Annotated in this window: 14 protein-coding genes; 1 reads left to right on the forward strand and 13 read right to left on the reverse strand. The window is 68.2% G+C overall.

Features of this window, described 5'->3' with window-relative positions:
* Nucleotides 1–78 precede the first annotated feature (78 nt).
* The 10 genes from ACZ7M2_RS40790 to ngcE all read right to left on the reverse strand — a co-directional run bounded on the left by ACZ7M2_RS40790 (nt 79) and on the right by ngcE (nt 14,006).
* Nucleotides 79–1,545: an ArnT family glycosyltransferase gene (locus ACZ7M2_RS40790; RefSeq protein ID WP_471599621.1), complete on the reverse strand. Its 1,467-nt coding sequence runs from the start codon at nt 1,543–1,545 to the stop codon at nt 79–81.
* 74 nt (nt 1,546–1,619) lie between these two features.
* Nucleotides 1,620–3,140 carry an amino acid permease gene (locus tag ACZ7M2_RS40795; protein WP_471599622.1) on the reverse strand — a complete coding sequence of 507 codons (1,521 nt, stop codon included), beginning with the start codon at nt 3,138–3,140 and terminating at the stop codon, nt 1,620–1,622.
* Nucleotides 3,141–3,293: 153 nt separating this feature from the next.
* Nucleotides 3,294–5,225: a 1-deoxy-D-xylulose-5-phosphate synthase gene (gene dxs / locus ACZ7M2_RS40800; protein WP_403701192.1), complete on the reverse strand. Its 1,932-nt coding sequence runs from the start codon at nt 5,223–5,225 to the stop codon at nt 3,294–3,296.
* A gap of 196 nt (nt 5,226–5,421) precedes the next feature.
* Entirely contained in the window at nt 5,422–6,714 is a 1,293-nt protein-coding gene (locus ACZ7M2_RS40805; protein WP_352048045.1) for a sugar ABC transporter permease, read from the reverse strand.
* Complete coding sequence (locus ACZ7M2_RS40810) at nt 6,711–7,502, reverse strand: ATP-binding cassette domain-containing protein (protein ID WP_352048044.1); 792 nt, start codon at nt 7,500–7,502, stop codon at nt 6,711–6,713. The genes ACZ7M2_RS40805 and ACZ7M2_RS40810 overlap by 4 nt, the downstream gene beginning before the upstream one ends.
* Nucleotides 7,503–7,705: 203 nt before the next feature.
* Nucleotides 7,706–8,806, reverse strand: a complete 1,101-nt coding sequence (locus ACZ7M2_RS40815; RefSeq protein WP_471599643.1) for a sugar ABC transporter substrate-binding protein — start codon at nt 8,804–8,806, stop codon at nt 7,706–7,708.
* 133 nt (nt 8,807–8,939) lie between these two features.
* Nucleotides 8,940–10,139: an ROK family transcriptional regulator gene (locus ACZ7M2_RS40820; RefSeq protein WP_471599623.1), complete on the reverse strand. Its 1,200-nt coding sequence runs from the start codon at nt 10,137–10,139 to the stop codon at nt 8,940–8,942.
* A gap of 510 nt (nt 10,140–10,649) precedes the next feature.
* On the reverse strand, nt 10,650–11,570 hold the full coding sequence (locus ACZ7M2_RS40825; RefSeq protein ID WP_352048042.1) for a carbohydrate ABC transporter permease: 921 nt from the start codon (nt 11,568–11,570) through the stop codon (nt 10,650–10,652).
* Between the two features lies 1 nt (nt 11,571).
* Entirely contained in the window at nt 11,572–12,495 is a 924-nt protein-coding gene (locus tag ACZ7M2_RS40830; protein WP_067375431.1) for a carbohydrate ABC transporter permease, read from the reverse strand.
* 59 nt (nt 12,496–12,554) lie between these two features.
* Entirely contained in the window at nt 12,555–14,006 is a 1,452-nt protein-coding gene (gene ngcE / locus ACZ7M2_RS40835; RefSeq protein WP_471599624.1) for an N-acetylglucosamine/diacetylchitobiose ABC transporter substrate-binding protein, read from the reverse strand.
* Between the two features lie 550 nt (nt 14,007–14,556).
* Here ngcE and ACZ7M2_RS40840 point away from each other — a divergent pair.
* On the forward strand, nt 14,557–18,318 hold the full coding sequence (locus ACZ7M2_RS40840; RefSeq protein WP_471599625.1) for a GH92 family glycosyl hydrolase: 3,762 nt from the start codon (nt 14,557–14,559) through the stop codon (nt 18,316–18,318).
* Nucleotides 18,319–18,386: 68 nt separating this feature from the next.
* On the opposite strand, the gene ACZ7M2_RS40845 is transcribed toward ACZ7M2_RS40840, so the two are convergent.
* The 3 genes from ACZ7M2_RS40845 to ACZ7M2_RS40855 all read right to left on the reverse strand — a co-directional run bounded on the left by ACZ7M2_RS40845 (nt 18,387) and on the right by ACZ7M2_RS40855 (nt 24,735).
* The gene (locus tag ACZ7M2_RS40845; RefSeq protein WP_471599626.1) at nt 18,387–21,668 is read right to left on the reverse strand and encodes a GH92 family glycosyl hydrolase; all 3,282 of its coding nucleotides are present in this window, start codon (nt 21,666–21,668) and stop codon (nt 18,387–18,389) included.
* A gap of 374 nt (nt 21,669–22,042) precedes the next feature.
* Nucleotides 22,043–23,128, reverse strand: a complete 1,086-nt coding sequence (locus ACZ7M2_RS40850; RefSeq protein WP_471599627.1) for a lytic polysaccharide monooxygenase auxiliary activity family 9 protein — start codon at nt 23,126–23,128, stop codon at nt 22,043–22,045.
* Between the two features lie 248 nt (nt 23,129–23,376).
* Complete coding sequence (locus ACZ7M2_RS40855; RefSeq protein ID WP_471599628.1) at nt 23,377–24,735, reverse strand: DUF3500 domain-containing protein; 1,359 nt, start codon at nt 24,733–24,735, stop codon at nt 23,377–23,379.
* Nucleotides 24,736–24,982 lie beyond the last annotated feature (247 nt).

Consider the following 24,982-nt stretch of genomic DNA (forward strand, 5'->3'; position numbering starts at 1 on the left):
CCGGCGCGCGACGGTGAGCCGGAGCAGGTCGGCGGGCGAGCGGGTGGGGCGAGCCGGGCGCGCGGCGCGGCCCCGGCGTCAGTCCGGCCGCCCCGCGCGGGCGTACAGCACCGCCCCGTCCACCGTGCCCGCCTCCTCGTAGCCCGCGGCCAGCAACCGGCGCAGCGAGCTGACCCGGTCGGGGGCGTACGGCTTGCCCCGGGAGTCGTCGACGACGAGGGCCGGTGGGTGGGCCGTCAGTTCCGCGCGGAACACCGGCCAGGCGCCCTCGACGGCGTACTTCTCGCCCACCTGGGGACCGTCGCGGCCCCCGCTGTAGTTGGTGAGGAGCCCGGCGGTCAGATAGCGGCTGGCGGGGGTCCGGTTCGCCAGCCAGTACGTCTCCGGGTGTATGCCCCACACGAGGACGCGGTCCCCGGGATCCGTGCGGTCGTCCAGGGCGGCGGCGAGGCGCTGGGCGTGCCCGAGTTCGGGGCGCGGCTCGAGCAGGCCCCAGGCCAGGAACAGCGCGCAGCAGCCGACCGAGGCGAAGACGGCGGTCAGCAGGCGGTCGCGGGGCAGGATCTGGAGCGCGGCCGTCGCCAACAGGGCCACGGACGGGATGAGTTGGAGGTAGTAGTGGCCGAAGAAGTGGAAGCCGACCAGGACCGCCACCGCCGACGAGCCGAGCCACAGCCAGAGTTCGGCCGCGCCGGTGCGAGCCACGCACAGCGCCCGCAGGATCGGCGGGATCAGGCCCGCGCAGGCCGCCGCGAGGATCCCCGTGTTGGTCAACCCCCGTGACAGGACGTGGAGTTCGGAGCCCGTGAAGGAGACGTAGGCACCCGAACCGGTGACCGTCCAGAACAGGAAACCCGCCGGGGTGGTGAGCAGCGCCGCGCCGAGCACCGGGGCGACCACGCCAACTCCCAGCCACAGCAGGCCCTTTCGGGGTGGCGTCTGCTGCCGCCACAGCATCCAGAGCACCGGCACGAGCACTACCCCACCGGTCTGCTTGGCCAGGAAGGAGCACGCCACGGCGACCCCCGCGGCGCCCCAGCGGCACCGGTCGGCGCACCACATCGCGGCCGTCGTACAGGGCAGTATGAACACCTCGAAGGTCGCCGCCTGCGCGTCCTCGGGGTTGAGCCCGATCGAGACCAGCACGTACAGCACCCCGGCCGTGCGCCCGGCCGGATCGCCCCAGCGACGCCGGGCCAGCGAGGCCAGCAGCACGGCGGTCGACAACTGGGCCACGATCGCGAGGACGCGCACGGACGTCAGCGAACCGGAGCCGAACACCGCGAACGCCGCCTCGTACAGCCACGGCACGAGCGGCGGCTTGCGGTCCACGACGGTCTCGTACAGCTCTCCCCCGCCCGCCAGTATCCGCGCCTGTACGGCGAGATAGCCCTCGTCGGGGTTCCACAGCGGCCGTACGAAGGAGGGGGCCCGGGTGAGACAGACCAGCACCCCGAGGACGGGCAGCAGCCGTCTCCAGTAGCCGGGGCCCGACATCCGTGACGCGGCTGCGGAGCGTGGTGTTTCCAGGAGCCCGGCGAGCATACGGTGCACGCTATCCGGCCCCGCGGTATCCACCGAAGCGGGACATACGGGGCCGGAGCATCAATAGGGGCCGATCACTGGGTGTGGGGGCGCGGCCGGTGCACCGCGGCCTCGTTCGTCTCCTCGTGCCGCCCGAGACGGCTGTGCGAGCGGCCGTACAGGAAGTAGACGACGAAGCCGATCACCATCCAGATCGCGAACCGCAGCCAGGTCTCGGCCGGCAGGTTGAGCATCAGCCAGAGCGAGGCGAGGACGGAGACGACCGGGACGAGCGGGACCAGCGGGGTGCGGAAGGAGCGGTGCAGGTCGGGGCGGGTGTGGCGGAGGATGACGACGCCGATCGCGACGACGACGAAGGCGAAGAGCGTACCGATGTTGACCAGTTCGGCCAGTTCGCTGAGGCTGGTGAAGCCCGCCACGATCGCGATGATCACACCGAGCAGGATGGTCGGCCGGTGCGGGGTGCGGAACCTGGGGTGGACCCGGGAGAAGAACCGCGGCAGCAGTCCGTCGCGGCTCATCGCGAAGAAGACCCGGGTCTGGCCGAGCAACAGGATCATGCAGACCGTGGTCAGACCGACGGCGGCGCCGAAGCTGATGACGCCCGCGAACCAGGGGTGCCCGGTCGCCTTGAAGGCGTCGGCGAGCGGGGCGTCGATGGACAGCCGGTCGTACCTCTGCATGCCGGTGACGACGATCGACACGGCCACGTAGAGAGCGGTGCAGATGAAGAGCGAGCCCAGGATGCCGCGCGGCATGTCCCGCTGCGGGTTCTTGGTCTCCTCGGCGGCCGTCGCCACCACGTCGAAGCCGATGAAGGCGAAGAAGACGACGGAGGCGGCGGTGAAGATGCCCATCACGCCGAAGTTGGTGGGTGTGTAGCCGAAGATGAGCTGGACGAGCGGGGCTTTGAGACTGCCGCCCGCCTCCTGGGCCTGCGCCTTGGGGATGAAGGGCGTGTAGTTGTCGCCCACGATGAAGAAGGCGCCCGCGATGATCACGATCATCACGACGGTGACCTTGATGGCGACGACGACCGTGGTGACGCGGGCGGACAGCTTCACGCCGATGACCAGGATCGCCGTGAGCACCAGCACCAGCGCGGCGGCGAGGATGTCGAAGCCGAACCCGGAGGACCCCTCACGCCCGCTGAGATAGCCCGGCAGATGCCAGCCCGCGTTGTCCAGGAGCGAGCGCACGTACCCCGACCAGCCGACGGCCACCACCGCCGTACCGAGCGCGAACTCCAGCACCAGGTCCCAGCCGATGATCCAGGCGGGCAGCTCACCGAGCGAGGCGTACGCGAAGGTGTACGCGGACCCCGCCACCGGGACCGTGGAGGCGAACTCCGCGTAGCACAGCGCCGCCAGGGCGCAGACGACACCCGCGACGACGAACGCCAGCGAGACCGCGGGTCCCGCGTTCTCCTTGGCGACCTTGCCGGTGAGGACGAAGATGCCGGTCCCGATGATGACACCGACGCCGAAGACGGTGAGATCCAGAGCCGACAGCGACTTCTTGAGTGCGTGCTCCGGCTCCTCAGTGTCCAAGATCGACTGTTCGACCTTCTTCGTCCTGAAGAGGGTGCTGCTCACGGGCCTACCTCCACGCTGGGTGTCCTCGACATGATCGAGGGGGCGTGTTCCGCGCATGCCCCGATGCGGTCGGGTTCACGCAAATGGGCCGGTTTCGCCACCCGTGCGGGGTGGCGAAACCGGCCCAATGGACCTGCGTTCGATCGTGGTACGTCAGTCTCGGGCGGGCTCCACCGAGTCCACCGCCTGCGCGGCGGCCCCCGGGAAGCGGCCGTCGAGCTTGGAGACGAGACCGGTGACCTGACGGGCGATGTCCGGTGCGGTCAGGCCGATCTCCGCCATGACCTCGGCGCGCGAGGCGTGGTCGAGGAAGCGCGGCGGGATGCCGAAGTCGCGCAGCGGGACGTCGACGCCCGCGTCGCGCAGGGCCTGCGCGATCGTCGAGCCCACGCCACCCACCCGGGAGTTGTCCTCGACGGTGACGACCACGCGGTGCTGCTCGGCGAGCGGGGCCATGGCCTCGTCGACCGGCTTGACCCAGCGCGGGTCGACGACGGTCGTGGAGATGCCCTGCTGGTCGAGGAGGCCGGCGATCTCCAGGCACATCGGGGCGAGGGCGCCGACGGAGACGAGGAGCACGTCGGGCACGTCGGTGCCCGGCTCACGCAGCACGTCCATGCCGCCGATCCGGCCCACCGCGGGCACCGCGGGACCGACCGCGCCCTTGGAGAAGCGGACCACGGTCGGCGCGTCGGTCACGTCGACGGCCTCGCGCAGCTGGGCGCGGACCTGGTCGGCGTCACGCGGCGCGGCGAGCCTGAGACCCGGCACGACCTGAAGGATCGACATGTCCCACATGCCGTTGTGCGAGGCGCCGTCCGTACCGGTGACACCCGCGCGGTCCAGCACGAACGTCACACCGCACTTGTGCAGCGCCACGTCCATCAGGACCTGGTCGAAGGCGCGGTTGAGGAAGGTCGCGTAGACGGCGAAGACGGGGTGCAGTCCGCCGGTCGCCAGGCCCGCCGCGGACACGGCGGCGTGCTGCTCCGCGATACCGACGTCGTACACCCGTTTGGGGAAGACCTTGGCGAACTTGTCGAGGCCGACCGGCTGGAGCATCGCGGCCGTGATGGCGACCACGTCCTTGCGCTCCTGGCCGAGCTTGACCATCTCCTCGCCGAAGACGGAGGTCCAGTCGGCGCCGGAGGAGGCGATCGGCAGGCCCGTGTCGGGGTGGATCTTGCCGACGGCGTGGAAGCGGTCCGCCTCGTCCTGCAGCGCGGGCTGGTAGCCGCGGCCCTTCTCGGTGAGGCAGTGCACGATGACCGGGCCGCCGAAGCGCTTGGCGCGGGCCAGCGCCGACTCCAGGGCCTCGATGTCGTGGCCGTCGATCGGGCCGACGTACTTCAGGCCCAGGTCCTCGAACATGCCCTGCGGGGCGATGAAGTCCTTGAGCCCCTTCTTCGCGCCGTGCAGGGTCTCGTAGAGCGGCCTGCCGACGACCGGCGTGCGCTCCAGGAGGTCCTTGCCCCGGGCGAGGAAGCGCTCGTAGCCGTCCGTGGTGCGCAGGGTCGCCAGGTGGTTCGCGAGGCCGCCGATCGTGGGGGCGTACGAACGCTCGTTGTCGTTGACGACGATGACCAGGTGGCGGTCCTTGGCGTCCGCGATGTTGTTGAGCGCCTCCCAGGCCATGCCGCCGGTGAGAGCGCCGTCACCGATGACGGCGACCACGTGGTCGTCCCTGTCGAGCACCTCGTTGGCCTTCGCCAGACCGTCGGCCCAGCCGAGGACCGTGGAGGCGTGCGAGTTCTCGATCACGTCGTGCTCGGACTCGGCCTGCGAGGGATAGCCGGACAGGCCGCCCTTCATCTTCAGCTTCGAGAAGTCCTGACGGCCGGTGAGCAGCTTGTGGACGTAGGACTGGTGACCGGTGTCCCACAGCACCCTGTCCTTCGGCGACTCGAAGACGCGGTGCAGGGCGATGGTGAGCTCCACGACACCGAGATTGGGGCCGAGGTGGCCGCCTGTCTTGGAGACCGCGTCGACGAGAAAGGTCCTGATCTCGCCGGCCAGCTGGTCCAGCTGCTCCAGGCTGAGCCGGTCCAGATCGCGCGGTCCCCTGATGCGGGTCAGCAGCGGCACCCGTGCCTCCTTGCAGTAGAGCTGTTCGAGCTTTGCCGGGCCTGTCGAGTCTAATGTTCCGCCCGGACATGACTGTGCCCGGCACCGCCATTGGCACCGGGCACAGGTTCAAAGGGGGCTGCGTGCAGCGCGCCCCGCAGGTTCGCGGGGAACCACGCGGCCGGCCACAGCCGGCCCGCGGCTTCCCCGCGAACCGCTACGCGCGACCGGCCGTCTTCTGCGTCTTGCGCGTGACGGCGTCGATGACGACCGTGGCGAGAAGCACACCACCGGTGATCATGTACTGGATCGGCGACGCGATGCCCTGCAGCGCCAGACCGTACTGGATCGACACGATCACCAGCACACCCAGCAGCGCGTTCCACGTACGACCGCGACCACCGAAGAGGCTGGTGCCACCGATGACCGACGCGGCGATCGCGTTCATCAGGAGGTCACCCGCGCCCGCGCCCTGGTTGGCGGAGGCGATCTTCGAGGCGATGAACAGACCACCGATGGCGGCGAACGTGCCGGAGATCGCGAAGACCGAGATCCGCACCATCTCCACGTTGATACCGGCACGCCGGGAGGCCTCGACGCTGCCACCGAGCGCGAAGATCTTCCGGCCGTACGCGGTCCGGCGCAGCACGAAGTCCGTGATCAGCAGCACCGCGATGAAGATCACCACGGCCAGCGGAAGGCCCTTGTACTGGTTGTAGGTGATCGCCACGGCGAAGGCGACGATCGCCAGCAGCGCGGTGCGCAGGATGGTCTCGCTCAGCGGCCGGGACGGCACACCCGCGGCCTCGCGGCGCTTGTTGCCGTAGAAGGAGCTGAGGAAGAACACGGCGGTGACGCCGATGGCGAGCGCGTAGGCGGCGGCGACATCGGTGAAGTAGTAGCTGGTCAGCTTGGCGACGAGGCCGTTGCTGTCCAGGTTGATGGTGCCGTTGCTGCCCAGGATCTGGAGCATGAAGCCGTTCCAGAACAGCAGACCGGCCAGCGTGACGGCGAAGGCCGGCACACCGATGCGCGCGAACACGAAGCCGTGGATCGCGCCCGCGACCGTTCCCGTGAGGATGGCCAGCACGAAGGCCAGATACTCGTTCATGCCGTGCGTGACGTTCAGCACCGCGAACGCGGCGCCGGCGACACCGGAGACCGAGCCGACCGACAGGTCGATCTCACCGAGCAGCAGGACGAAGACGATACCGACGGCGATCATGCCCGTGCCGACCATGGCGACGGAGATGTCGGACAGGTTGCCCGCGGTGAGGAAGTTGGAGTTCAGGCTCTGGAAGATGATCCAGATGATGACCAGGCCGAGGACGACCGGGATGGAGCCCAGGTCACCGGCCTTCATCTTGCGCTTGAACTCGGAGGCGTAGCCCGCGAGTCCCTGCTCGCGCACGAGGAGCCGGGGGTCGACCGCGGTGACCGCCGCGGCGGCCGCCTCGGGGTTCTCCACCACGTGGTCCTCGGGGGTCTCAGAGGTCTTGTCGATGCTCACTTCTGAGCCTCCCCATTGCTGCGCGCCGCACGACGGGTCACGGCGTTCTCCGTGGCGCCCGTGATGGCGGAGATGATCTCTTCCTGCGAGGTCGACTTGACCTCGAAGATGCCGTTGTTGCGCCCGAGGCGCAGGACGGCGACCTTGTCGGCCACGGCCTTCACGTCCGCCATGTTGTGGCTGATGAGGATGACCGCGTGACCGCGCTCACGCAGCCGCTCGACCAGGTCGAGGACCTGGGCGGTCTGCTCGACGCCGAGGGCCGCGGTGGGCTCGTCGAGGATGACGAGCTTGGGCTCGCCGAGCATCGAACGGGCGATCGCCACGGTCTGGCGCTGACCGCCGGAGAGCGAGGCGATCGGGATGCGGACGCTCGGGATACGGATGGACAGCGTGTCCAGCAGCTCGCGGGAGCGGCGCTCCATCTCGACCTCGTCCAGGATGCCGCGCTTCTTCAGCTCCCGGCCCAGGTAGAGGTTGCCGACGACGTCGATGTTGTCGCACAGCGACAGGTCCTGGTACACGGTCGCGATACCGAGGCCCTGGGCGTCTTGCGGCTTGTTGATGTGGACGGCCTTGCCGTTCCACTCGATGGCGCCCTCATCGATGGGGTGCACGCCGGCGATCGTCTTCACCAGCGTGGACTTTCCGGCGCCGTTGTCGCCCACCAGGGCGACCACTTCACCGGCGTGGACCTCAAGCTCTACATCGGTGAGCGCCTGGACGGCACCGAATCGCTTGGAGACCCCGCGCAACGCCAGGACAGGCGTAGCGGACACGTGAACCATCTCCTTCGCCGCCTGACCCGGCGGGAGGTTGTGCAGAAGTTTGTGGAGGGGGGGTGTTCCGTCCGGCGCCCCGCCCTAGCTTTGCGGGGCTGATGGATGCGGGGCGCCGGAGGGGCTTCGATGACGCAAGTCCCGTACGGAAATTCAAGAACGAATTCCCGTACGTGGATAGAGACTTGCGGCGGCTACTTCAGTTGCTCGGACTACTTGATGCCGAGCGCGTCGCACTTCGCCTTGTAGGCGCCGGTGCAGATGTCGCTGACCGTGTAGAAGCCGTCCTTGAGGACGGTGTCCTTGATGTTGTCCTTGGTCAGCGAGACGACCGGGACGATGACCGAGGGGATCGCCTTGTCGGTCGGGCTGTCGACCTTGTCCTTGGCGATGGTGTCGAGCGACTTGCCCTGGGCGATCGCGACGGCCATCTCGGCGACGGTGTTCGCTTCCTGCGGGTAGGACTTGTAGACGCTCATGAACTGCTCACCGGCGAGGATGCGCTGCACACCCGCGAGCTCGGCGTCCTGGCCGGTGACCGGGACGGAGATGCCGGCCGCCTTGAGGGCGGTGATGATACCGCCGGCCATGCCGTCGTTGGCGGAGTAGACGCCGATGACGTTCTTCTTGCCGAGGGCGGAGATGGCGCCCTCCATGTTGGCGTTGGCGTTCTCCGGCTTCCAGTCCTTGGTGTCGTACTCCTTGCCGATGTTCACCTTGCCGTCGAGGACGGAGTGGGCTCCGGCCTTGAACTGGGCGGCGTTCGGGTCGGTGGACGAGCCGTTCATCATCACGATCTTGCCGGACTTGGCCTTGGAGCCGAGCGCGGTGAGGAGGGCCTCGCCCTGGGTCTTGCCGACGGTCGTGTTGTCGAACGACGTGTAGCCGCTGATCGGACCCTGCGCGAGACGGTCGTAGGCGACGACGGGGATGCCGGCGTCCTTGGCCTTCTGGACCGAGTTCTTGATGGCCGCGGCGTCCACAGCGTCGACGATCAGGACGTCCACCTTGTCGGTGATCATCGTCTCGACCTGCTGCGCCTGAGTGGTGGCGTCCTGCTTGGCGTTGGCGTACTGGACCGTGCCCTTGCCGTTCGTCAGCTCCTGGACCTTCTTCTCGATCAGGGGCTTGTCGAACTTCTCGTAACGCGCGGTCTGGTTCTCGGGAAGGAGCAGACCGACCTTGATCGCGTCGCCCTTCTTGGCGGAGCTGGAGCTGTCGCTCTTGCTGCCACCGGACTCCTTGGCACTGCCACAAGCAGCCAGCGAAACGGCCATCGCACCAGCGGCAACGGCAAACGCGGCACGACGCATACGCGTGTTCACTCTAGAAACCTCCCTGACGAGGCCGCGTCGTTGCGGCCGAGGTGGCTGGAAGTCAACTCGGCCACGCGAGCGACGTCAAGAAGTAAATACTTAACGAGATGGCAACGGTGCCATGCGTTCTCTAAGTGAAGGCAGGGGCCGCCGCGGACAGCGATCCGTCCAAAAGGGTCGAATCGCCCATCTCGCTGAGCGCCAGAGCAAGGGCCCCGAGCACCTCCGCACGACCGCCAAGTGCCCCTGGCAGCACCGACAGTTGACGTGCGGCACTGGGGATCGCGTACCGGCCGACCGACTCCCTGATGGGTCCGAGGACGAGCTCGCCGGCCTCGGCGAGGTCGCCGCCGAGGACCACCCGACTCGGGTTGAGCAGGTTGCAGAGATTCGCGACCCCGCTTCCGATGTGACGGCCGACATCGGCGATCACCCGACGACAGCCCGGATCACCCTCCCGAGCCAGCCTGACGACGCCTTCCATGGTCAGGTCCGTGCCGTGGCTGGACTGCAGCAGCGGCAGCACATAGCGCGCCGCCGCGAAGGTCTCCAGGCAGCCCCGATTGCCACAGCGACAGACGGGACCGGATTCATCGAGAGTGATGTGTCCGATTTCACCCGCCGTGCCGCCAGGCCCGCGGTAGATCTTGCCGTCGATCACCAGCCCGGCGCCGACACCGCTCGCGACCTTGATGTACGCCAGGTCCTTGACCCCGCGCCCGCTGCCCCAGACCAGCTCGCCGAGCGCGCCCAGGTTGGCGTCGTTGTCCACGTACACGGACACGCCGAGCCGCCCCCGCAGCTCCTCGGCGGGCTTCGCGCCGGTCCAGCCCGGCAGGATCGCGGTGGACCCCAGGGTCCCCGACTCCACGTCGATGGGACCGGGCACGCCGAGCCCCACACCCGCGATCTTGGACCGGTCCACCCCGGTCGCCGCGATCAGGCGGTTGACCAGCTCTTCCGCCCGGTCGAAGCCCTGTGCGGCGCTCGCGTCCACATCCAGCGGCTCGGACTCCTCGGCCAGCACCTGGTGGGCGAGGTTCCCGACCGCGACGCGCAGATGCGTATGGCCGAAGTCGACGCCGATGACGATGCCGGCGTCACCGCTCAGGGACACGCTGCGCGCCCTGCGGCCACCCGCCGAAGTGGGGGTGACCTCGACCGTTCCGCCGTCCTTGAGTTCCCGGACGATATTGGAAACGGTCGCGGCGGAGAGGCCCGTCGTCCTCGCGATCTCCGCCTGCGTGAGCGAACCGGCAAGGCGCACCGCACGTACGACGCGCTCCAGATTGGCTCGGTGCAGCGACGACTGCGACCCCGGAGTCTCCACGACGACCTCCCGCGTACGGGGCCGCCACGATGAGGCCCCGCCTATGTCCAACTAGTGAACTCTAAGCTGAGCTGTTTGGGTTACCTCCCGTCAAGAGGTTGAGCTGCATCCGGCGCGGATGAGCACACGTGTGCGGGACAGACTGGGCCGTAGATCCTTCTATGGCCCAGGTCACACCCCGACTGATTACAAGTTGTCGCCGCCTCCGCAGTTCAAGATCGAGACCACGATGCCGCCCCGCCGGGCGCCGGCTCCCGCGGAACCCCTCCGGGCGGGTGGAGCCGTTTTCGGGGGATCGGCGCCGGGGAATGCGGAACCGAGCGGACGGGACCAAGTGGGCGGGACCAGGTAGGCGGGACCAGGTAGGCGGGACCACGTAGGCGGGACCGAATGCGCGGGGCCGAATATGCGGGGCCGAGTACGCGTAATCCCCTCCGCGTTGTTCGGAGGGGATTACGTACTCCAGGGAGTTCTCGGTGTTCGACGGATTCGGCCGTTACCGGGCTCGGCCTACTTGAGAGCCCCCGCCGTCAGCCCCTGGACCACCTGTCGCTGGAAGATGATGTACGCGGCCAGCACCGGGAGCATGGCCATCACCAGGCCCGCGAAGAGGCCCGACCAGTCGCCCTTGTAGCCCTGACTGGTCGCCAGCTCGACGAGGCCCTGGGAGAGGACCTTCTTGTCGGGGTCGGTGTTCAGCACGGTGGGGAGCATGTACTGGTTCCACTGGCCCAGGAAGTTGAAGATCCCGACGCTGACCAGACCCGGCTTGGCCATCGGCAGCATGATCTGGAAGAAGGTCCTGGTGTGCGAGGCGCCGTCCACGAACGCCGCCTCTGCGATCGAGGTCGGGAGCGTCCTGAAGAACGAGGTCAAGAAGAAGACCGTGAACGGCAGCGAGTAGGCGATGTAGACGAGGATCAGACCCGGCAGCGTGTTCAGCAGACTCATGTTGTTCAGGACGTAGAACAACGGAACCAGGGCCAGCATGATCGGGAAACTCATTCCTCCGACGAAGAGGAAGTAAATGAATCGGTTGCCCGGAAACTCGAATCGAGCGAGGACGTACGCCGCCATCGAGCCGAGCACGAGCGTACCGAGCAGCGAGAATCCCACCACGATGAGCGTGTTGCCGAAGTAGTCGCTCATGTGGGCCTGCGACCACGCGCGCGACCAGTTGTCGAAGTGCAGTTTGTCCGGCAGCGACCAGGGCGAGCTGAAAATGGAGTCGTCGTCCTTGAAGGACGTCATCACCGCCCACAGCAGGGGCAGTACGACCATGATCGCCCAGATGATGAGAATGCCGTGCGAGAAGGCGTTGAGGATGCCGCCCTCACTGCTCTTCGCCTTTTCCGGCGGCGCCTTCTCCTTGGCCACCTGAGGACGGTCCTCGACCGGTTCCAGGGGCGGCGGGGTGTCAGTGGTCTTCATGCTAGAACTCCAACCGCTCGCGCCGGCCCAGTCGCATCACGATCGCCGCGAACAGCAGCGTGACGATGAGCAGCGCGACACCGATCGTGGTGGCGTAGGCGGCGTTCGCGTCACGGAACGCCGATTGGTACACGTACAGCGGAAGGACCGTGGTCGAGTAGTCGGGGCCGCCGGGACCCACGGTCATGATCTGTACGGCGGCGAACGCCTCGGCACCGAGCGCCAGGATCCCCATGTACACCCATCCCGACTGCACGGTGTCCCAGAGCAGCGGAAGGGTGATCTTGAAGAAGGTGGTGGCGCGGCTCGCGCCGTCGAGCAGCGCGGCCTCGTAGAAGTCCTTCGGAATCGACGCCATGCCCGCCGAGAACAGCACGACGAAGAACCCGACCGTGCTCCACAGCAGCACCGCCATCACACACCACAGGGCGAGGTTCGGGTCGCCCAGCCAGTCCGGCTGGACACTGCCGAGGCCGATGGCCTTCAACGTCCCGTTGATGACGCCGTCGTTGGGGTTGTAGGCGAATTGGAAAAGCAGGGAGACGATCGCGATCGACAGCACCTGCGGGAAGAAGTAGGCGATTTTGTAGAAACCCGAACCGCGCACTCCGGTGATGGCGGCGCCTTTTCGGCGCCGCCCACCGACATTGAGCATGAAGGCGAAGAAGAGCGCGAGGCCCAGCGTCACCAGCGGCAGCAGCAACGCGAACAGCAGACTGTGCTGCAACGACTTCCAGAAGATGTCGTCGTGCAGCATTCTGGTGTAGTTGGCGAAACCGACCATCTTGAAGTCGGGGCTCAGACCGGTCCAGTCCGTGAACGAGTAGTAGATGGCCTGGACGAAGGGCCAGATCACGAAGATCGCGTACAACGCCAAGGGGGCCACCAAGAACCCCACGATGAACCGGTACTTGCCGTGTTGCATGGTTACCGACCCCGATCGAATCGCGGATGCCACCGCCGGCGACGCGTGGACACGCGCCGCTACTGGTGCTTGTAGTGCTTGATGGACTGGTCCTTGGCCGCCGCGTCCGCGTAGCCCTGGATCTTCTTGATGGCCTCGGCCGGGGTCAGCCGCCCTGCCATCATCTCGCCGAGACCGGCGACACCGATCTGCTCCTTCTGAAGCTTCACGTACCAGTCCTGGAGCCGCGGGTTGACCACGTTGGTCCCGGCCTTCTCCAGGGCCGCGACACCGGACTTGAGGCCCGGGGTCAGCGTGATGCCGTCGGTACCGCCGTTGTAGGCGGTCAGCGACTTCACCTGGCTGGTGAAGTTCTTCGACGAGGCCTCGCTGAGCATGATGCGCAGCTGCTCCATGCCTCCCTCGGGGTTGTTCGCCTTGGCCGGCACGATGAAGGGCTCGCCGCCGGAGGCCCAGATGGTGCCGAACGGCATCTTGTCGGAGCTGTCCAGACCGGTCGGGCCACTGACGGCCAGGTTGAAGTCCTTCGGGATGACGTTCGCGGACTCGTTCTCCACCCAGGAGCCGTTCGGGATGAAGAGCGCCTTGCCCTTGGCCCAGGCGGTCTGCGACTGGATGTGGTCGATGCCCGGGGTGCCCTGGAGGATGTAACCCTTCTTGTAGAGCTCGTAGTACGCCTCGAACGCCGACTTGACGGCCGGGTCCTTCCAGGCGTTGGGCTCCAGGTTGTCGATCTTGTCGAGAACCTCCCGGCCGCCGATCTTGGCGATGAAGGGGTAGAGCGAGAACGGCAGGTAGTACGGGTACTTGCCCGCGTACGTCCAGCCGGCCATGCCCTTCTTCTTCGCCTTCTCGCACAGCGCGAGCATCGCGTCCCAGGTCTCGGGGTACGTCGCGTCGAGCTTGTCGAGGGCGGTCTGCGAGTACCAGACGCCGTAGACGGTGTACGCGTAGTACATGATCCAGACCGGCGCGCCGTCGAACTGGCCCATCTCCACGATGCCGGGACGCAGCGTGTCGCGGACCTTCTTCGACGGGTCGTCGATGGACGGCGCGTCGAGGAGCGGGGTCAGGTCGGTGAGCTGCTTCTTGCCGACGAGCACGCCCATGTCCATCTGCTGGGCGCCGGAGTTGTCGATCAGGTCCGGCGGGGTGCCGCCGTTGAACTTGGGCTGCAGTTCGGACTGGATCTTCTGGGTGGCATGGAAGTTGACCTTGGCCTTCGGGTAGGCCGTCTTGTACAGGGCGTTGGCGTCGGTCGCGTACTTCGTACCGAATCCGCCGTCGAAGATGACGACGGCGAGCGGGGCCGTCTCGTTGACGCCCAGCGGGTTCTTCGTGGTCTTCTTGCCGGCCTTGGCCTTGTCACCGGAGCCGCTGTCGCTGCTCGCACAAGCGGACAAAAAGCTCATCGTCGGTACGGAAATCAGGCCGAGTGCCGCGGACCGCTTGATCAGGTCACGGCGGCCGACACCCTCGGTGTTGCTGTTCTCGGCGGAAGTGGATCCCATGCTCAAGTCCTCGCCTTCTCCAGGACTCAGGCGGTGAACCGGATCCTCCCCGGCACCGCGGTTAGGTCAAGCTGGGGTCGTGCGTGAGGGATTCAGTCGGTCAACGCGGCGATCCCTGCCCGTCACACTGGCCGCCGACGCCCGATTCCCCCCGGGACGTGCCTGCCCGCGGCCGTCGAACGGCTGGGCGGGTGCCGACAGGTATAGTCCACTTCCCGTCAGCGGAGCAAGATCGAAAGCGGGTTTACCCGCGGGTCTTTTCCGAGTTGAGACCTCGCGGAAATGTGGGGCGTCCGCGACTTCCCCGGGGGAAGATCGACAGGGCACCAATCTCCCACCATGGGAGTAATGCGCAGCTCGTCGCACGATATTCATCCCGGACGCCACATCCAACACCCTTGACACCACTGACAACTTGACTCCCTACTGGTCCTTGCGCAGCTAATCTGACAACGTTGTCCAAGGCCAGGGAGGGTGCTCGCGCATGCAGGACAGAGCTCGGTACAGACGGAGTTCTTCGGCTCGGCTCAGATGGGGTTCCTCAACGATAATGGGGGTGGTAGCGCTTTCCCTGGTAGTGGCCTCGCAGGGCACCGCGATTGCCCTTCCGGCCCAAACGGCGTCCACCGATCGCGAGTTCGCCTCCTCGTTCGAATCAGGCGATCCGGCACCGACCTGGCTCAACACGGTGGACACCGGAGCAGACGGCGCAAAGCGTGCGTCGGGTGTCGACGGCGGCTACAGCAGCGGCATCCCCGGCAATGTCACCGACCACGTCACCGACGTCCGCGCGAGCGGCGAGAACACCGGTGGCGGCGAGGTGAAGGAGAACCTCGTCGACGACGAGTCGAGCACCAAGTGGCTGACCTTCGAGCCGACCGGCTGGGCGGAGTTCGACTTCGACGCCCCGGTCAAGGTCGTCACGTACGCGCTGACGTCGGCCAACGACCACGACGAGCGCGACCCCCAGGACTGGACCCTCCAGGGCTCCACGGACGGCAAGGACTGGAAGACCCTCGACACCCGTTCCGGCGAGTCCTTCGGCGAGCGGTTCCAGACGAAGTCGTACGACATCGCGAGCCCCGTCGAGTACCAGCATTTCCGGCTCGACGTCACCAAGAACAACGGCGGCGACATCCTCCAGCTCGCCGACGTCCAGTTCTCCACGGGGAAGAGCGACGACCCGACGCCCAAGGACATGCTCTCGCTGGTGGACCGGGGACCGAGCGGCTCCCCCACCGCGAAGGCCGGTGCGGGCTTCACGGGCAAGCGGGCCCTGCGCTACGCCGGTACGCACAAGGCGGACGGCCGGGCGTACTCGTACAACAAGGTCTTCGACGTGAACGTGGGCGTCGGGCGCGACACCGAGCTGTCGTACCGGATCTTCCCCTCGATGGCGGACGGCGACCGGGACTACGACGCCACGAACGTGTCGGTGGACCTGGCGTTCACGGACGGCACCTATCTGAGTGACCTGAATGCGGTCGACCAGCACGGGTTCGCGCTGACGCCGCAGGGCCAGGGCGCGGCCAAGGTGCTGTACGTCAACCAGTGGAACAACGTCGCCTCGCGGATCGGTTCGGCCGCGGCCGGGAAGACCGTCGACCGGATACTCCTCGCGTACGACTCCCCCCAGGGCCCGGCGAAGTTCCGCGGCTGGCTGGACGACGTGGCGCTGAGGACCGTGGCTCCGGAGAAGCCCAAGGCGCATCTGGCCGACTACGCGCTGACGACCCGCGGCACCAACTCCAGCGGGGGCTTCTCGCGCGGCAACAACTTCCCGGCGACGGCCCTGCCCCACGGCTTCAACTTCTGGACGCCGGTGACCAACGCGGGCTCGCTGAGCTGGCTGTACGACTACGCGCGCGCCAACAACGCGGACAACCTGCCGACCATCGAGGCGTTCAGCGCGAGCCACGAGCCGAGCCCCTGGATGGGTGACCGGCAGACCTTCCAGGTGATGCCCTCGGCCGCCTCGGGCACCCCGGACACCGGCCGCACCGCCCGCGCGCTCGCCTTCCGGCACGAGAACGAGACCGCGCGCCCGTACTACTACGGGGTGACCTTCGAGAACGGTCTCAAGGCGGAGATGGCGCCCACCGACCATGCCGCGGCCCTGCGCTTCACCTATCCGGGTGAGGACGCGAGCGTGCTCTTCGACAACGTGACCGAGCAGGCGGGCCTCACGCTGGACAAGGACAACGGGATCGTCACCGGGTACTCGGACGTGAAGTCCGGGCTGTCGACGGGTGCGACCCGGCTCTTCGTCTACGGGGTGTTCGACGCGCCGGTGACGGACGGCGGCTCGTCCGGCGTCAAGGGGTACCTGAAGTTCAAGCCCGGCGCCGACCACACGGTCACCCTGCGCCTGGCGACCTCCCTCATCAGCATCGACCAGGCCAAGGACAACCTGCGCCAGGAGATCCCCGACGGCACCTCGTTCGGGACCGTCAAGGAGCGGGCGCGCAAGACGTGGGACAAGCTGTTCGGCAAGGTCGAGGTCGAGGGCGCGACGCCTGACCAGCTGACCACGCTGTACTCCAGCATGTACCGGCTGTACCTGTACCCCAACTCCGGCTTCGAGAAGGTCGGTTCGAAGTACCAGTACGCCTCGCCGTTCTCCGCGATGCCCGGCCCCGACACCCCCACCCACACCGGCGCGAAGATCGTCGACGGCAAGGTGTACGTCAACAACGGCTTCTGGGACACGTATCGGACGACCTGGCCGGCGTACTCCTTCCTGACGCCCTCTCAGGCGGGTGAGATGGTCGACGGGTTCGTGCAGCAGTACAAGGACGGCGGCTGGACCTCGCGCTGGTCCTCCCCCGGGTACGCGGACCTGATGACCGGCACCTCCTCGGACGTGGCGTTCGCGGACGCGTACGTCAAGGGCGTGGACTTCGACGCGGAGGCGGCCTACGACGCCGCCCTGAAGAACGCGACCGTCGTCCCGCCGGCCTCCGGCGTGGGCCGCAAGGGCATGTCGACGTCCCCCTTCCTCGGCTACACCAGCACCGCCACCGGCGAGGGCCTCTCGTGGGCGATGGAGGGATACGTCAACGACTACGGCATCGCCGAGATGGGCCAGGCCCTCTACGAGAAGACCGGCAAGAAGCGCTACAAGGAGGAGTCCGCGTACTTCCTCAACCGGGCCCAGGACTACGTGAACCTCTTCGACTCGAAGGCCGGGTTCTTCCAGGGCCGCGACGCGCAGGGCAACTGGCGCCTCGACTCCTCGAAGTACGACCCGCGTGTGTGGGGCTACGACTACACCGAGACGAACGGCTGGGGGTACGCCTTCACCGCGCCGCAGGACTCACGGGGCCTCGCCAACCTGTACGGCGGCCGGAGCGGGCTGGCCCAGAAGCTCGACGCGTACTTCGCGACCCCCGAGACGGCCTCGCCGGACGTCGTGGGCTCCTACGGCGGGGTCATCCATGAGATGACCGAGGCCCGTGACGTGCGGATGGGCATGTACGGGCACTCCAACCAGGTGGCCCATCACGTGAACTACATGTACGACGCGGCGGGTCAGCCCTGGAAGACGCAGAAGAACGTCCGCGAGGTCCTCTCCCGCCTCTACACCGGCAGCGAGATCGGGCAGGGCTACCACGGCGACGAGGACAACGGCGAGCAGTCCGCCTGGTATCTCTTCTCCTCGCTCGGCTTCTACCCGCTGGTGATGGGCAGCGGCGAATACGCCATCGGCTCGCCGCTGTTCACCAAGGCGACCGTGCACCTGGAGAACGGCAAGGACCTGGTCGTCAAGGCGCCGAAGAACAGCGCGAAGAACGTGTACGTGCAGGGCGTGAAGTTCAACGGCAAGCGCTGGACGTCGACTTCGCTCCCCCACTCGCTCATCTCCCGTGGTGGTGTCCTGGAGTTCGACATGGGCTCCAAGCCGTCGTCGTGGGGCACGGGCAAGGACGCGGCGCCCGTGTCGATCACCCAGGACGACAAGGTGCCCGCGCCCCGCGCGGACGTCCTCAAGGGTGACGGCGCGCTCTTCGACAACACCTCGGCGACGGACGCCACGGTCACCTCGGTCGATCTGCCGACGTCCGCCGCGGCCAAGGGAGTTCAGTACACCCTGACCTCGTCCGCGGACCACGCCAAGGCCCCGGGGGGCTGGGTCCTGCAGGGCTCCTCCGACGGCACCACGTGGGCCGACCTCGACAAGCGCTCCGGCGAGTCCTTCACCTGGGACAAGCAGACCCGGGTGTTCTCGGTCGCGCATCCGGGCTCGTACGCGCACTACCGCCTGGTCCTCGACGGCGAGGCGACGCTCGCGGAGGTGGAACTGCTGGGCTGACACCCTCACACAGGCGGGGCGGGCGCGGAGATCACTCTCCGCGCCCGCCCTGCTGTGCGGCCGGGGTCTCAGCCCACCGCGACGGTGAACACGTGCAGATCCGCGTGGTCCGGCAGCCGCACGCTCTTGACGGTCTTGCCGGACGGGGCCTGGAAGGGCTTGGTGGCGAAGATGTACGTGGCCACCGGGTCCTTGTCGGCGCCCGCGACATTGCGGTACGCGGTCCTGGCGACGGTCTCGTTGCCGTACTGGACGGTGCCGCCTCCGCCACCGACGGTCCAGTCGGTGAAGGAGAGGTCGACGGAGTCCGTGCTGCCGTCGGTGTAGGTAACGGTCGCGTGGGTCTGCTGGTTGCCGTTGACCGCACTGCCGATGAAGGACAACCGGTCGGCCGGGTGGGCGAGTTCGATGGTCTGGGCGGTCGCCGAGGCGTTGTCGGGACGGCCGGTCGGCGAGTCGGGCCAGGTGTAGGTGAGGCCGTCCACGGTGCCCTGGGCGCCGGGGGTCAGGCCGGCGGCGGCGAGGGCCTGACGGGAGTAGCTCCAGCCACCGCCGTCGTAGTCGGCCTCGTCGTGGTCGCCGGTGTCGTCGGAGACACCGGTGTTGTTGTAGGCGGCCAGGAGGGAGCCGGGCGCCGCGACGGTCAGGGCCACCGGCTGCTCGTAGGAGGTCGCGGCCGACGTCACGGTGACCTTGACGTCGTAGAAGCCCTGCTGGGCGGTGTCACCGGCGGACAGGGTGATCTCCTGGGAGCCGTCGGTCACGGTGCCCTCGGCGGGGGTCGCGGTCACGCCGGCCGGGGTGTCCACCGTGAAGCGGACCTCGGGGCCGGTGCCGCCGCTCAGCGCGAGGGCACGGATGTCGAGCTTCGTGCTGCCGCCGGGTGCGAGCGTCGCCGTGGTCGGGCCGACACCGATCTGGTACGGCTGCTCGCCCTCGCGGAAGGACGGCGGGGCGGCCGCCGGGTCACTGCCCCAGGTGCGGTTCGGGGTACCGGAGAGCGTGTAGTCGAGCGTGCCGCCGTCGCGGACGAAGGAGGCGGGGAGCCAAGGACGGTCGCTGGTACGGCCGTCGACCTTCAGCGACTGCACGTACGGGGCGTCGGCGGCGGCGCCGTTCGCACGGATCTCGATGTCGTTGCCACCGGGCCGGTTGATCTCCACCCGTGTGAACAGCGGTGAGGCGAGGACGAGTTCGCCGCGGGAGGGGACCTGCGGATACATGCCGAGCGCGGAGAAGACGTACCAGGACGACATCTCCCCCAGGTCGTCGTTCCCGGGGATGCCGCCGGGCTGGGTCGACCACAACCCCGTCATCGCGGCGCGGACGGTCTCCTGCGTCTTGTAGGGCGCGCCCGCGTAGGCGTACAGGTAGGGCACATTGATCGAGGGCTCGTTGTCCAGCTCCGACTTGTCGCCGCCGTTGCCCGTGAAGGCCCAGCTGCCGTCGGCGTTGTGGAAGAAGGTGTCGAGGCGGTCGAGCGCCTTGCTCCGGCCGCCCATCGCGGCGAAGAGCCCGGCCGGGTTGTGCTGCACCATCCAGGTGTACTGGGCGGCCGTACCCTCCACGAATCCGTTGCCGGTCGCCGGGGTGAAGCCGGTGACCCAGCTGCCGTCCGCCTTGCGACCCGCGACGTAGCCACCGCTCGGGTCGGCCGCGATGTTGAAGTTGTTCTGCCACCACTGGGAGCGCTGGGCGAAGTCGGCGGCCGTCTGCTTCTTCCCCGCCGCCGTGGCGAGCTGGGAGAGCGCGAAGTCCGCGCCGGACATCTCTAGGGTCTCGGCGGCGCCGCCCCAGGCGTTGGACACGGACGGCATGAAGTGCTGCTTGAGGTACTTGTCCAGCGACGGCCGCTGCCCGACGGACAGGACCGGCTTGCCCGAGGAGGAGAGGTCGCCCTCGGTCGGTACCGTCGCCGCCTTGACCAGCGAGTCCAGCGCGCCGCGCAGGTCGAAGTCGGTGCCGCCGAAGGCCCGGATGCCGGCGAGCGCGGTCGGGGACGGGTCGCCGTTCATGACGTGGGTGCCGCTCGCACCGTGCAGCCAGCGGTCCCATACGCCGCCGTTCTGCCGGGCGAGTTCGAGCAGGGACTGCGCGATGTCGGATCCGGCGTCCGGGCTGAGCAGGGTCAGCAGCTGGACCTGGGAGCGGTAGACGTCCCAGCCGGAGAAGGTGCCGTACTGGGCCCGGTGGCCGCGGCCGACGACATGGACCTTGTCGTCGGGGCCCCGGTATCTGCGGTCGGCGTCACTGATGACGTTCGGGTGCAGAAGGGCGTGGTAGAGCGCGGTGTAGAAGGTGGTGCGGTCGCTGTCGCTCCCGCCGCCGACCCTGATCGCGCCGAGCCGGTCGCGCCAGGCTCGGTGGGCGGCGTCCTGGACGGAGGCGAAGGAGTGGGACGGCGGGTTCTCGGCCGCGAGGTTGGCGGCGGCGCCCGCCTGGCTGACGTACGAGATGCCGACCTTGACGTTCACGGGGTCGGCGCCGGGCTCGAACTCCACATAGCCGCCCGCGCCCTTGTCCGCGACGGGACGGCCGCCGCTCGCGAAGCCGCCGGTACCGCCGCTCGCCTCCGTGGACCCCGGGCTCAGCCTGTCGTCCTGCCAGGTGCCGGTCGACTTGAAGTCGCGGTCGAAGCGGGCGGTGAAGTAGAGCGTGTAGTAGGCGCGTTGGCCTTCGGGGTCGAGGTAGCCGCAGAAGTTCCCGGAGGTGACGGACCCGGAGACCGTATGGGTCGCCGGGTCGATCTTCAGGGTCGAATCGGCCGACCCGACCTCGGAGTTGGCACTGCGGACCAGGAGCGAGGCGGGCTTGTCGGCGGGGAAGGTGAAGCGGCCCGAGCCGGTGCGTGCGGTCGCGGTGAGGTCGGCGGTGACGCCGGAGGCGAGGCCGACCTTGTAGTGGCCGGGCTCGGCGGTCTCGTCGGTGTGCGCGAAGTCGGCCGCGTACACCGCGTCCTTGGTGTCGCTCGCCGGGGAGGACGTGACCTCACCGGCGTACGGGAAGAAGGGGATGTCGCCACTGCCGCCCGCGCAGCCCGTGCCGGACATGTGGGTGAGGCTGAAGCCCCTGATACGGGTGGCGTCGTACTGGTAACCACCGGGCGCGGCCGTACGGGTGGCGTCGCCGCGGGTGTTCTCGGGGCTCCAGGAGAGCATGCCGAAGGGGACGACGGCGCCGGGGAAGACGTTGCCGCCGTTCTTGGTGCCGATGAGCGGGTCGACGTAGGTGGTGGGGTCCCGGACGAGGTCGGGCGCGGCGGTGGCGGCCGCCGCCGGGGTGACGGCGGGGGTGATCCCGGCGGCCGCCAAAGCGACGGCGAGCAGGACGGATGACGGACGGAAACGCATGACGCGGCCCCTCCTCCTTCGGACGGGTCGCGCACCACAGGTCGCACAAGCCGCAGGGACAGTAACGTGCGCCACGGGTATCACGGAAGACCGCGTGCGACCCTCCGGCACGCTCGGCGCACACCCCTATGGCGCAACGCGCCCCCAGCTGCCTCTCAACTCACTTGACATCGTTGTCGGTTGAGGCGGTAGAGTCATGTACAGACCATCAGACAACGTTGTCGCACGCCCAAGTCGTCACAAGCCACGCTCCCCCAAGTTCTCGGCTTCGCCCGGGCAGGGGGACCCCCAACCCGGGCAGCAACCCCCCTCGCCCGCCCGGGCTCGCGGACCGGGTGAGTTCCACACCACCCACCCGGTCCGCCCAGAGCCGGTCAACCGACCTGACAGGGAAGCGCGGTCGCGGGATCACCGCCGGAGCCCGAGACGACGTACCCGAAGGTCGCGCTCTTCCCGGGATCCAGCGCACCGTTCCAGTCGGCGTTGTGCACCATCACGTCCTGGCCGCTGTAGGTCGCGTTGCCGTTCCAGAGGCTGACGACCGACTGCCCGCCCGGCAGGGTCCAGTCGACCATCCAGCCGAGCATCGGCACGTCTCCGGTGTTGGTGACGGTCACCTCCGACTGGTAACCGCCGTTCCAGCTGTTGGTCGTCCGGCGGGTCGCGGAGCAAACGCCGGGCGGGGGTTCGGTGGGGTTGCCGGGGTCGTGAATGCCCGTCACCTCGCCGTTGCCGCCGTCGAAGACGACGTCCGAGCAGGAGTAGAAGGTCTCCGCGCTGTCCGAGCGCTGCCAGACCATGTAGATGATGTGGCGGCCCGACTTGTTCGCGGGAAGCTGTCCCGTCCACGAGTAGTTGGCCTCGACCGTGCCCGGGCTGCCGCCCAGCGGCGGGTGGTCGACGGTCAGGAACGGCTGGTCCTCCATGTCGTTCCAGGTGAGCGCCTTGGTCGGGTCGAAGCCGTCCTTGGTGACGTAGACGTAGAACCAACCTGGGTGCGCGGCCCAGGCGTTGTAGGAGAAGTCGACCGTGGCACCCGAGGTGAGATGGGTGAGCGGCCAGTCGCTCCGGGGCAGGTTGAAGCCGGTGAAGTTGGGGTTGCCGCCGCTGCACAGCTCCCCGTCGGGGACGAAGCCGCGGGTGCGGCCCGCGCCGTCCGAGCGGAGCACCGAGAACCAGTTGTAGAACGGCGTGGTGCCGCTCACCTGCTGGGCCGCCTTGCAGGCCGGGTTCACCGGTTTGATCTCACCGGTGTCGGTCAGTCCGTCCTGCCAGCACAGGAAGGTACGGCTGCCGGGTTTCATGGGGGTGCCGTGCGCCGCCGCCCTTCCGCCCGCCGTGACGACCATGCCGAGGGCGGGGACGACGGCGAGGAGGGCGAGGAGGACGAGGAGGAGGGAGCGGTGGCGGGACGGCCTCGATAATCGTGACCTTGTCACGTTCATGACAGGCTCAGGCATGACGAACAGACCCTTCGCTCGGTGGCGCGGGAATGGTGAGGTGAGGCGGGAGCAACTCCCGGCGGGTTCCGGTCCGCCGAATGGGAGCGCTCCCACCTCATTCGGACGTTAGCGCGCACCACCACCTCTGTAAACGCTTCACGCACGAGGGCCGCACCCCCTGACATCGGGTGCGGCCCTCGCCATGACGGAGAAACCACTCAGGTACCGATTTTCCTATGACTGAGAAACCACCTGAGTCGGTCACGTCACCGATGGTGGGGTGACGTCAGATAGTGCTGTCGAAGAAGCTCCCTCCCGTAGTCGTTGCCGTTGGGCGTGCGGATGATGGAGTGGACGTGCTTCTGCGTCGCGCCGCTGCCCTGCGTGGCCCCGTAGGCGCCCGCGAGCGGGCCCGGGGCCTGGCAGTCGACCTCGACCCAGACGACCGGGCTGTGCACCCGGACGTAGAAGGCGGAGTCGTCGGCCGTGCCGCCCGCCCAGGTCACATGGGTCTGGTCGAGGTACTTGCGGACCTCGGCCATCCGCACCTTCGCGGCATCGGCCTTCCCGCGGCCGACGAAGGCCTCGACGATGCCGAGAAGCTTCTTCTTCTGCGCCCCGTTCAGGACGTCGGCGCGCAGGCCGGTGTACGTCTGCACGGCGTTGTCGGAGAAGGCGCCCGCCTTCATCGACTCGTTCGACTTGGTCGCGGACTCGATGGCGACCGCCTGCTGCGCCTGCGTGAGGGAGTTGACGAAGGCGAGGCTCGCCACGACCTCCTCGTGGCAGACCGTCACGGTCTCGCCGTCGATCTCCATCGAGGTCGGCTCCGAGCCCCAGAAGCAGGGGCTCATGACGACCTGGTCGCCGAGCACGAAGTAGTTGATGACCAGGTGGTGGCCGTCGAACTGGAAGCCCCAGGGCTCGGTGGCCGACGGGGTGCCCATCAGGGTCCAGTAGTACGCGTCCTCGTTGAAGGAGGCGGTGTTGCCGATCGCCTCGCCGGCCGCCTGGTTGATCCTGCGGATCTTCTCGGTGGTCTCCAGGCCGTCCGCGCTGAGCGCCGACTTCAGCAGAGCCGTGCCCAGCGCCTTCTGAGCGTCCGTCATGTCGGCGAGGGTGACGCCCTGACGTGCGTACGAGTCGATGTTGCTCCACAGGCGCCACTCGGTGGAGTGGACCGTGAACTGCGTCGCCGTCCTCTGGGTGTCGGTGAGCCCGGCGAGGAAGGCGTTCGCGGCGGCGATCACGGGAGCGGTGGCGACTCCCGTGGAGTGGATCGCGTACAGGTCGTCGATCCGCTTACCGTCGGTCGTGAGGCCGAAGAAGTCCTCCGTGATGGTCTGGTTGCCAGGGCCGCCCGCGCCGCCACCGGGACCACCGCTGGGGCCGCCGCTGGGCGCGCCGCTCGGTGTGGCGGAGGCGTCGGCGGTGGGGGTGGCGGTGTCGTCGGCGAGCGCGGTCCAGGCTCCGGCGCCGCCCATCGTGGCGACGGCCGCGGCGCCGCTCGCGAAGAAGACCCTCCGCATGAAGTTGCGCCGGTCCGCGTGGGCGCGGGAGTCCGTCCCGGACTGCGGAGGCGTCCCGGACTGCGCCGCGTGCTCTCCATTGTCGAGCTCGGTCATCGTCGCTGGATCCCTTCGTCGTGGGCACGTCCGTGGCGGACGGCCGGGCGCCCACGACTCTGGGGGAGGAACCTGAGGCGAACCTGAAGTGCGGCGGGGGAAAGGCCGGCGCGAGGACAACGAACCGCTCCCTTCCGGGCGCCGGGGCGGGCCGCTGTCGCGTCACCCGCGCATGGCGCGCACCTCGGTCTGACGCCTGCGAACGTATGTCGCCACCGAAGAAAGTGTCAACAATTCCGTTGACCTT

The organism is Streptomyces sp. NPDC111507, assembly GCF_055638955.1.

What these genes read in the sequence shown, in the direction of transcription:
- ACZ7M2_RS40790 (WP_471599621.1), bottom strand. Translation starts at nt 1,545, where the DNA reads ATGCTCGCCGGGCTCCTGGAAACACCACGCTCCGCAGCCGCGTCACGG.
- ACZ7M2_RS40825 (WP_352048042.1), bottom strand. Translation starts at nt 11,570, where the DNA reads ATGAAGACCACTGACACCCCGCCGCCCCTGGAACCGGTCGAGGACCGT.
- ACZ7M2_RS40845 (WP_471599626.1), bottom strand. Translation starts at nt 21,668, where the DNA reads ATGCGTTTCCGTCCGTCATCCGTCCTGCTCGCCGTCGCTTTGGCGGCC.
- ACZ7M2_RS40855 (WP_471599628.1), bottom strand. Translation starts at nt 24,735, where the DNA reads ATGACCGAGCTCGACAATGGAGAGCACGCGGCGCAGTCCGGGACGCCT.
- ACZ7M2_RS40830 (WP_067375431.1), bottom strand. Translation starts at nt 12,495, where the DNA reads ATGCAACACGGCAAGTACCGGTTCATCGTGGGGTTCTTGGTGGCCCCC.
- ACZ7M2_RS40850 (WP_471599627.1), bottom strand. Translation starts at nt 23,128, where the DNA reads ATGCCTGAGCCTGTCATGAACGTGACAAGGTCACGATTATCGAGGCCG.
- ACZ7M2_RS40810 (WP_352048044.1), bottom strand. Translation starts at nt 7,502, where the DNA reads ATGGTTCACGTGTCCGCTACGCCTGTCCTGGCGTTGCGCGGGGTCTCC.
- ACZ7M2_RS40840 (WP_471599625.1), top strand. Translation starts at nt 14,557, where the DNA reads ATGGGGGTGGTAGCGCTTTCCCTGGTAGTGGCCTCGCAGGGCACCGCG.
- ngcE (WP_471599624.1), bottom strand. Translation starts at nt 14,006, where the DNA reads ATGGGATCCACTTCCGCCGAGAACAGCAACACCGAGGGTGTCGGCCGC.
- ACZ7M2_RS40815 (WP_471599643.1), bottom strand. Translation starts at nt 8,806, where the DNA reads ATGCGTCGTGCCGCGTTTGCCGTTGCCGCTGGTGCGATGGCCGTTTCG.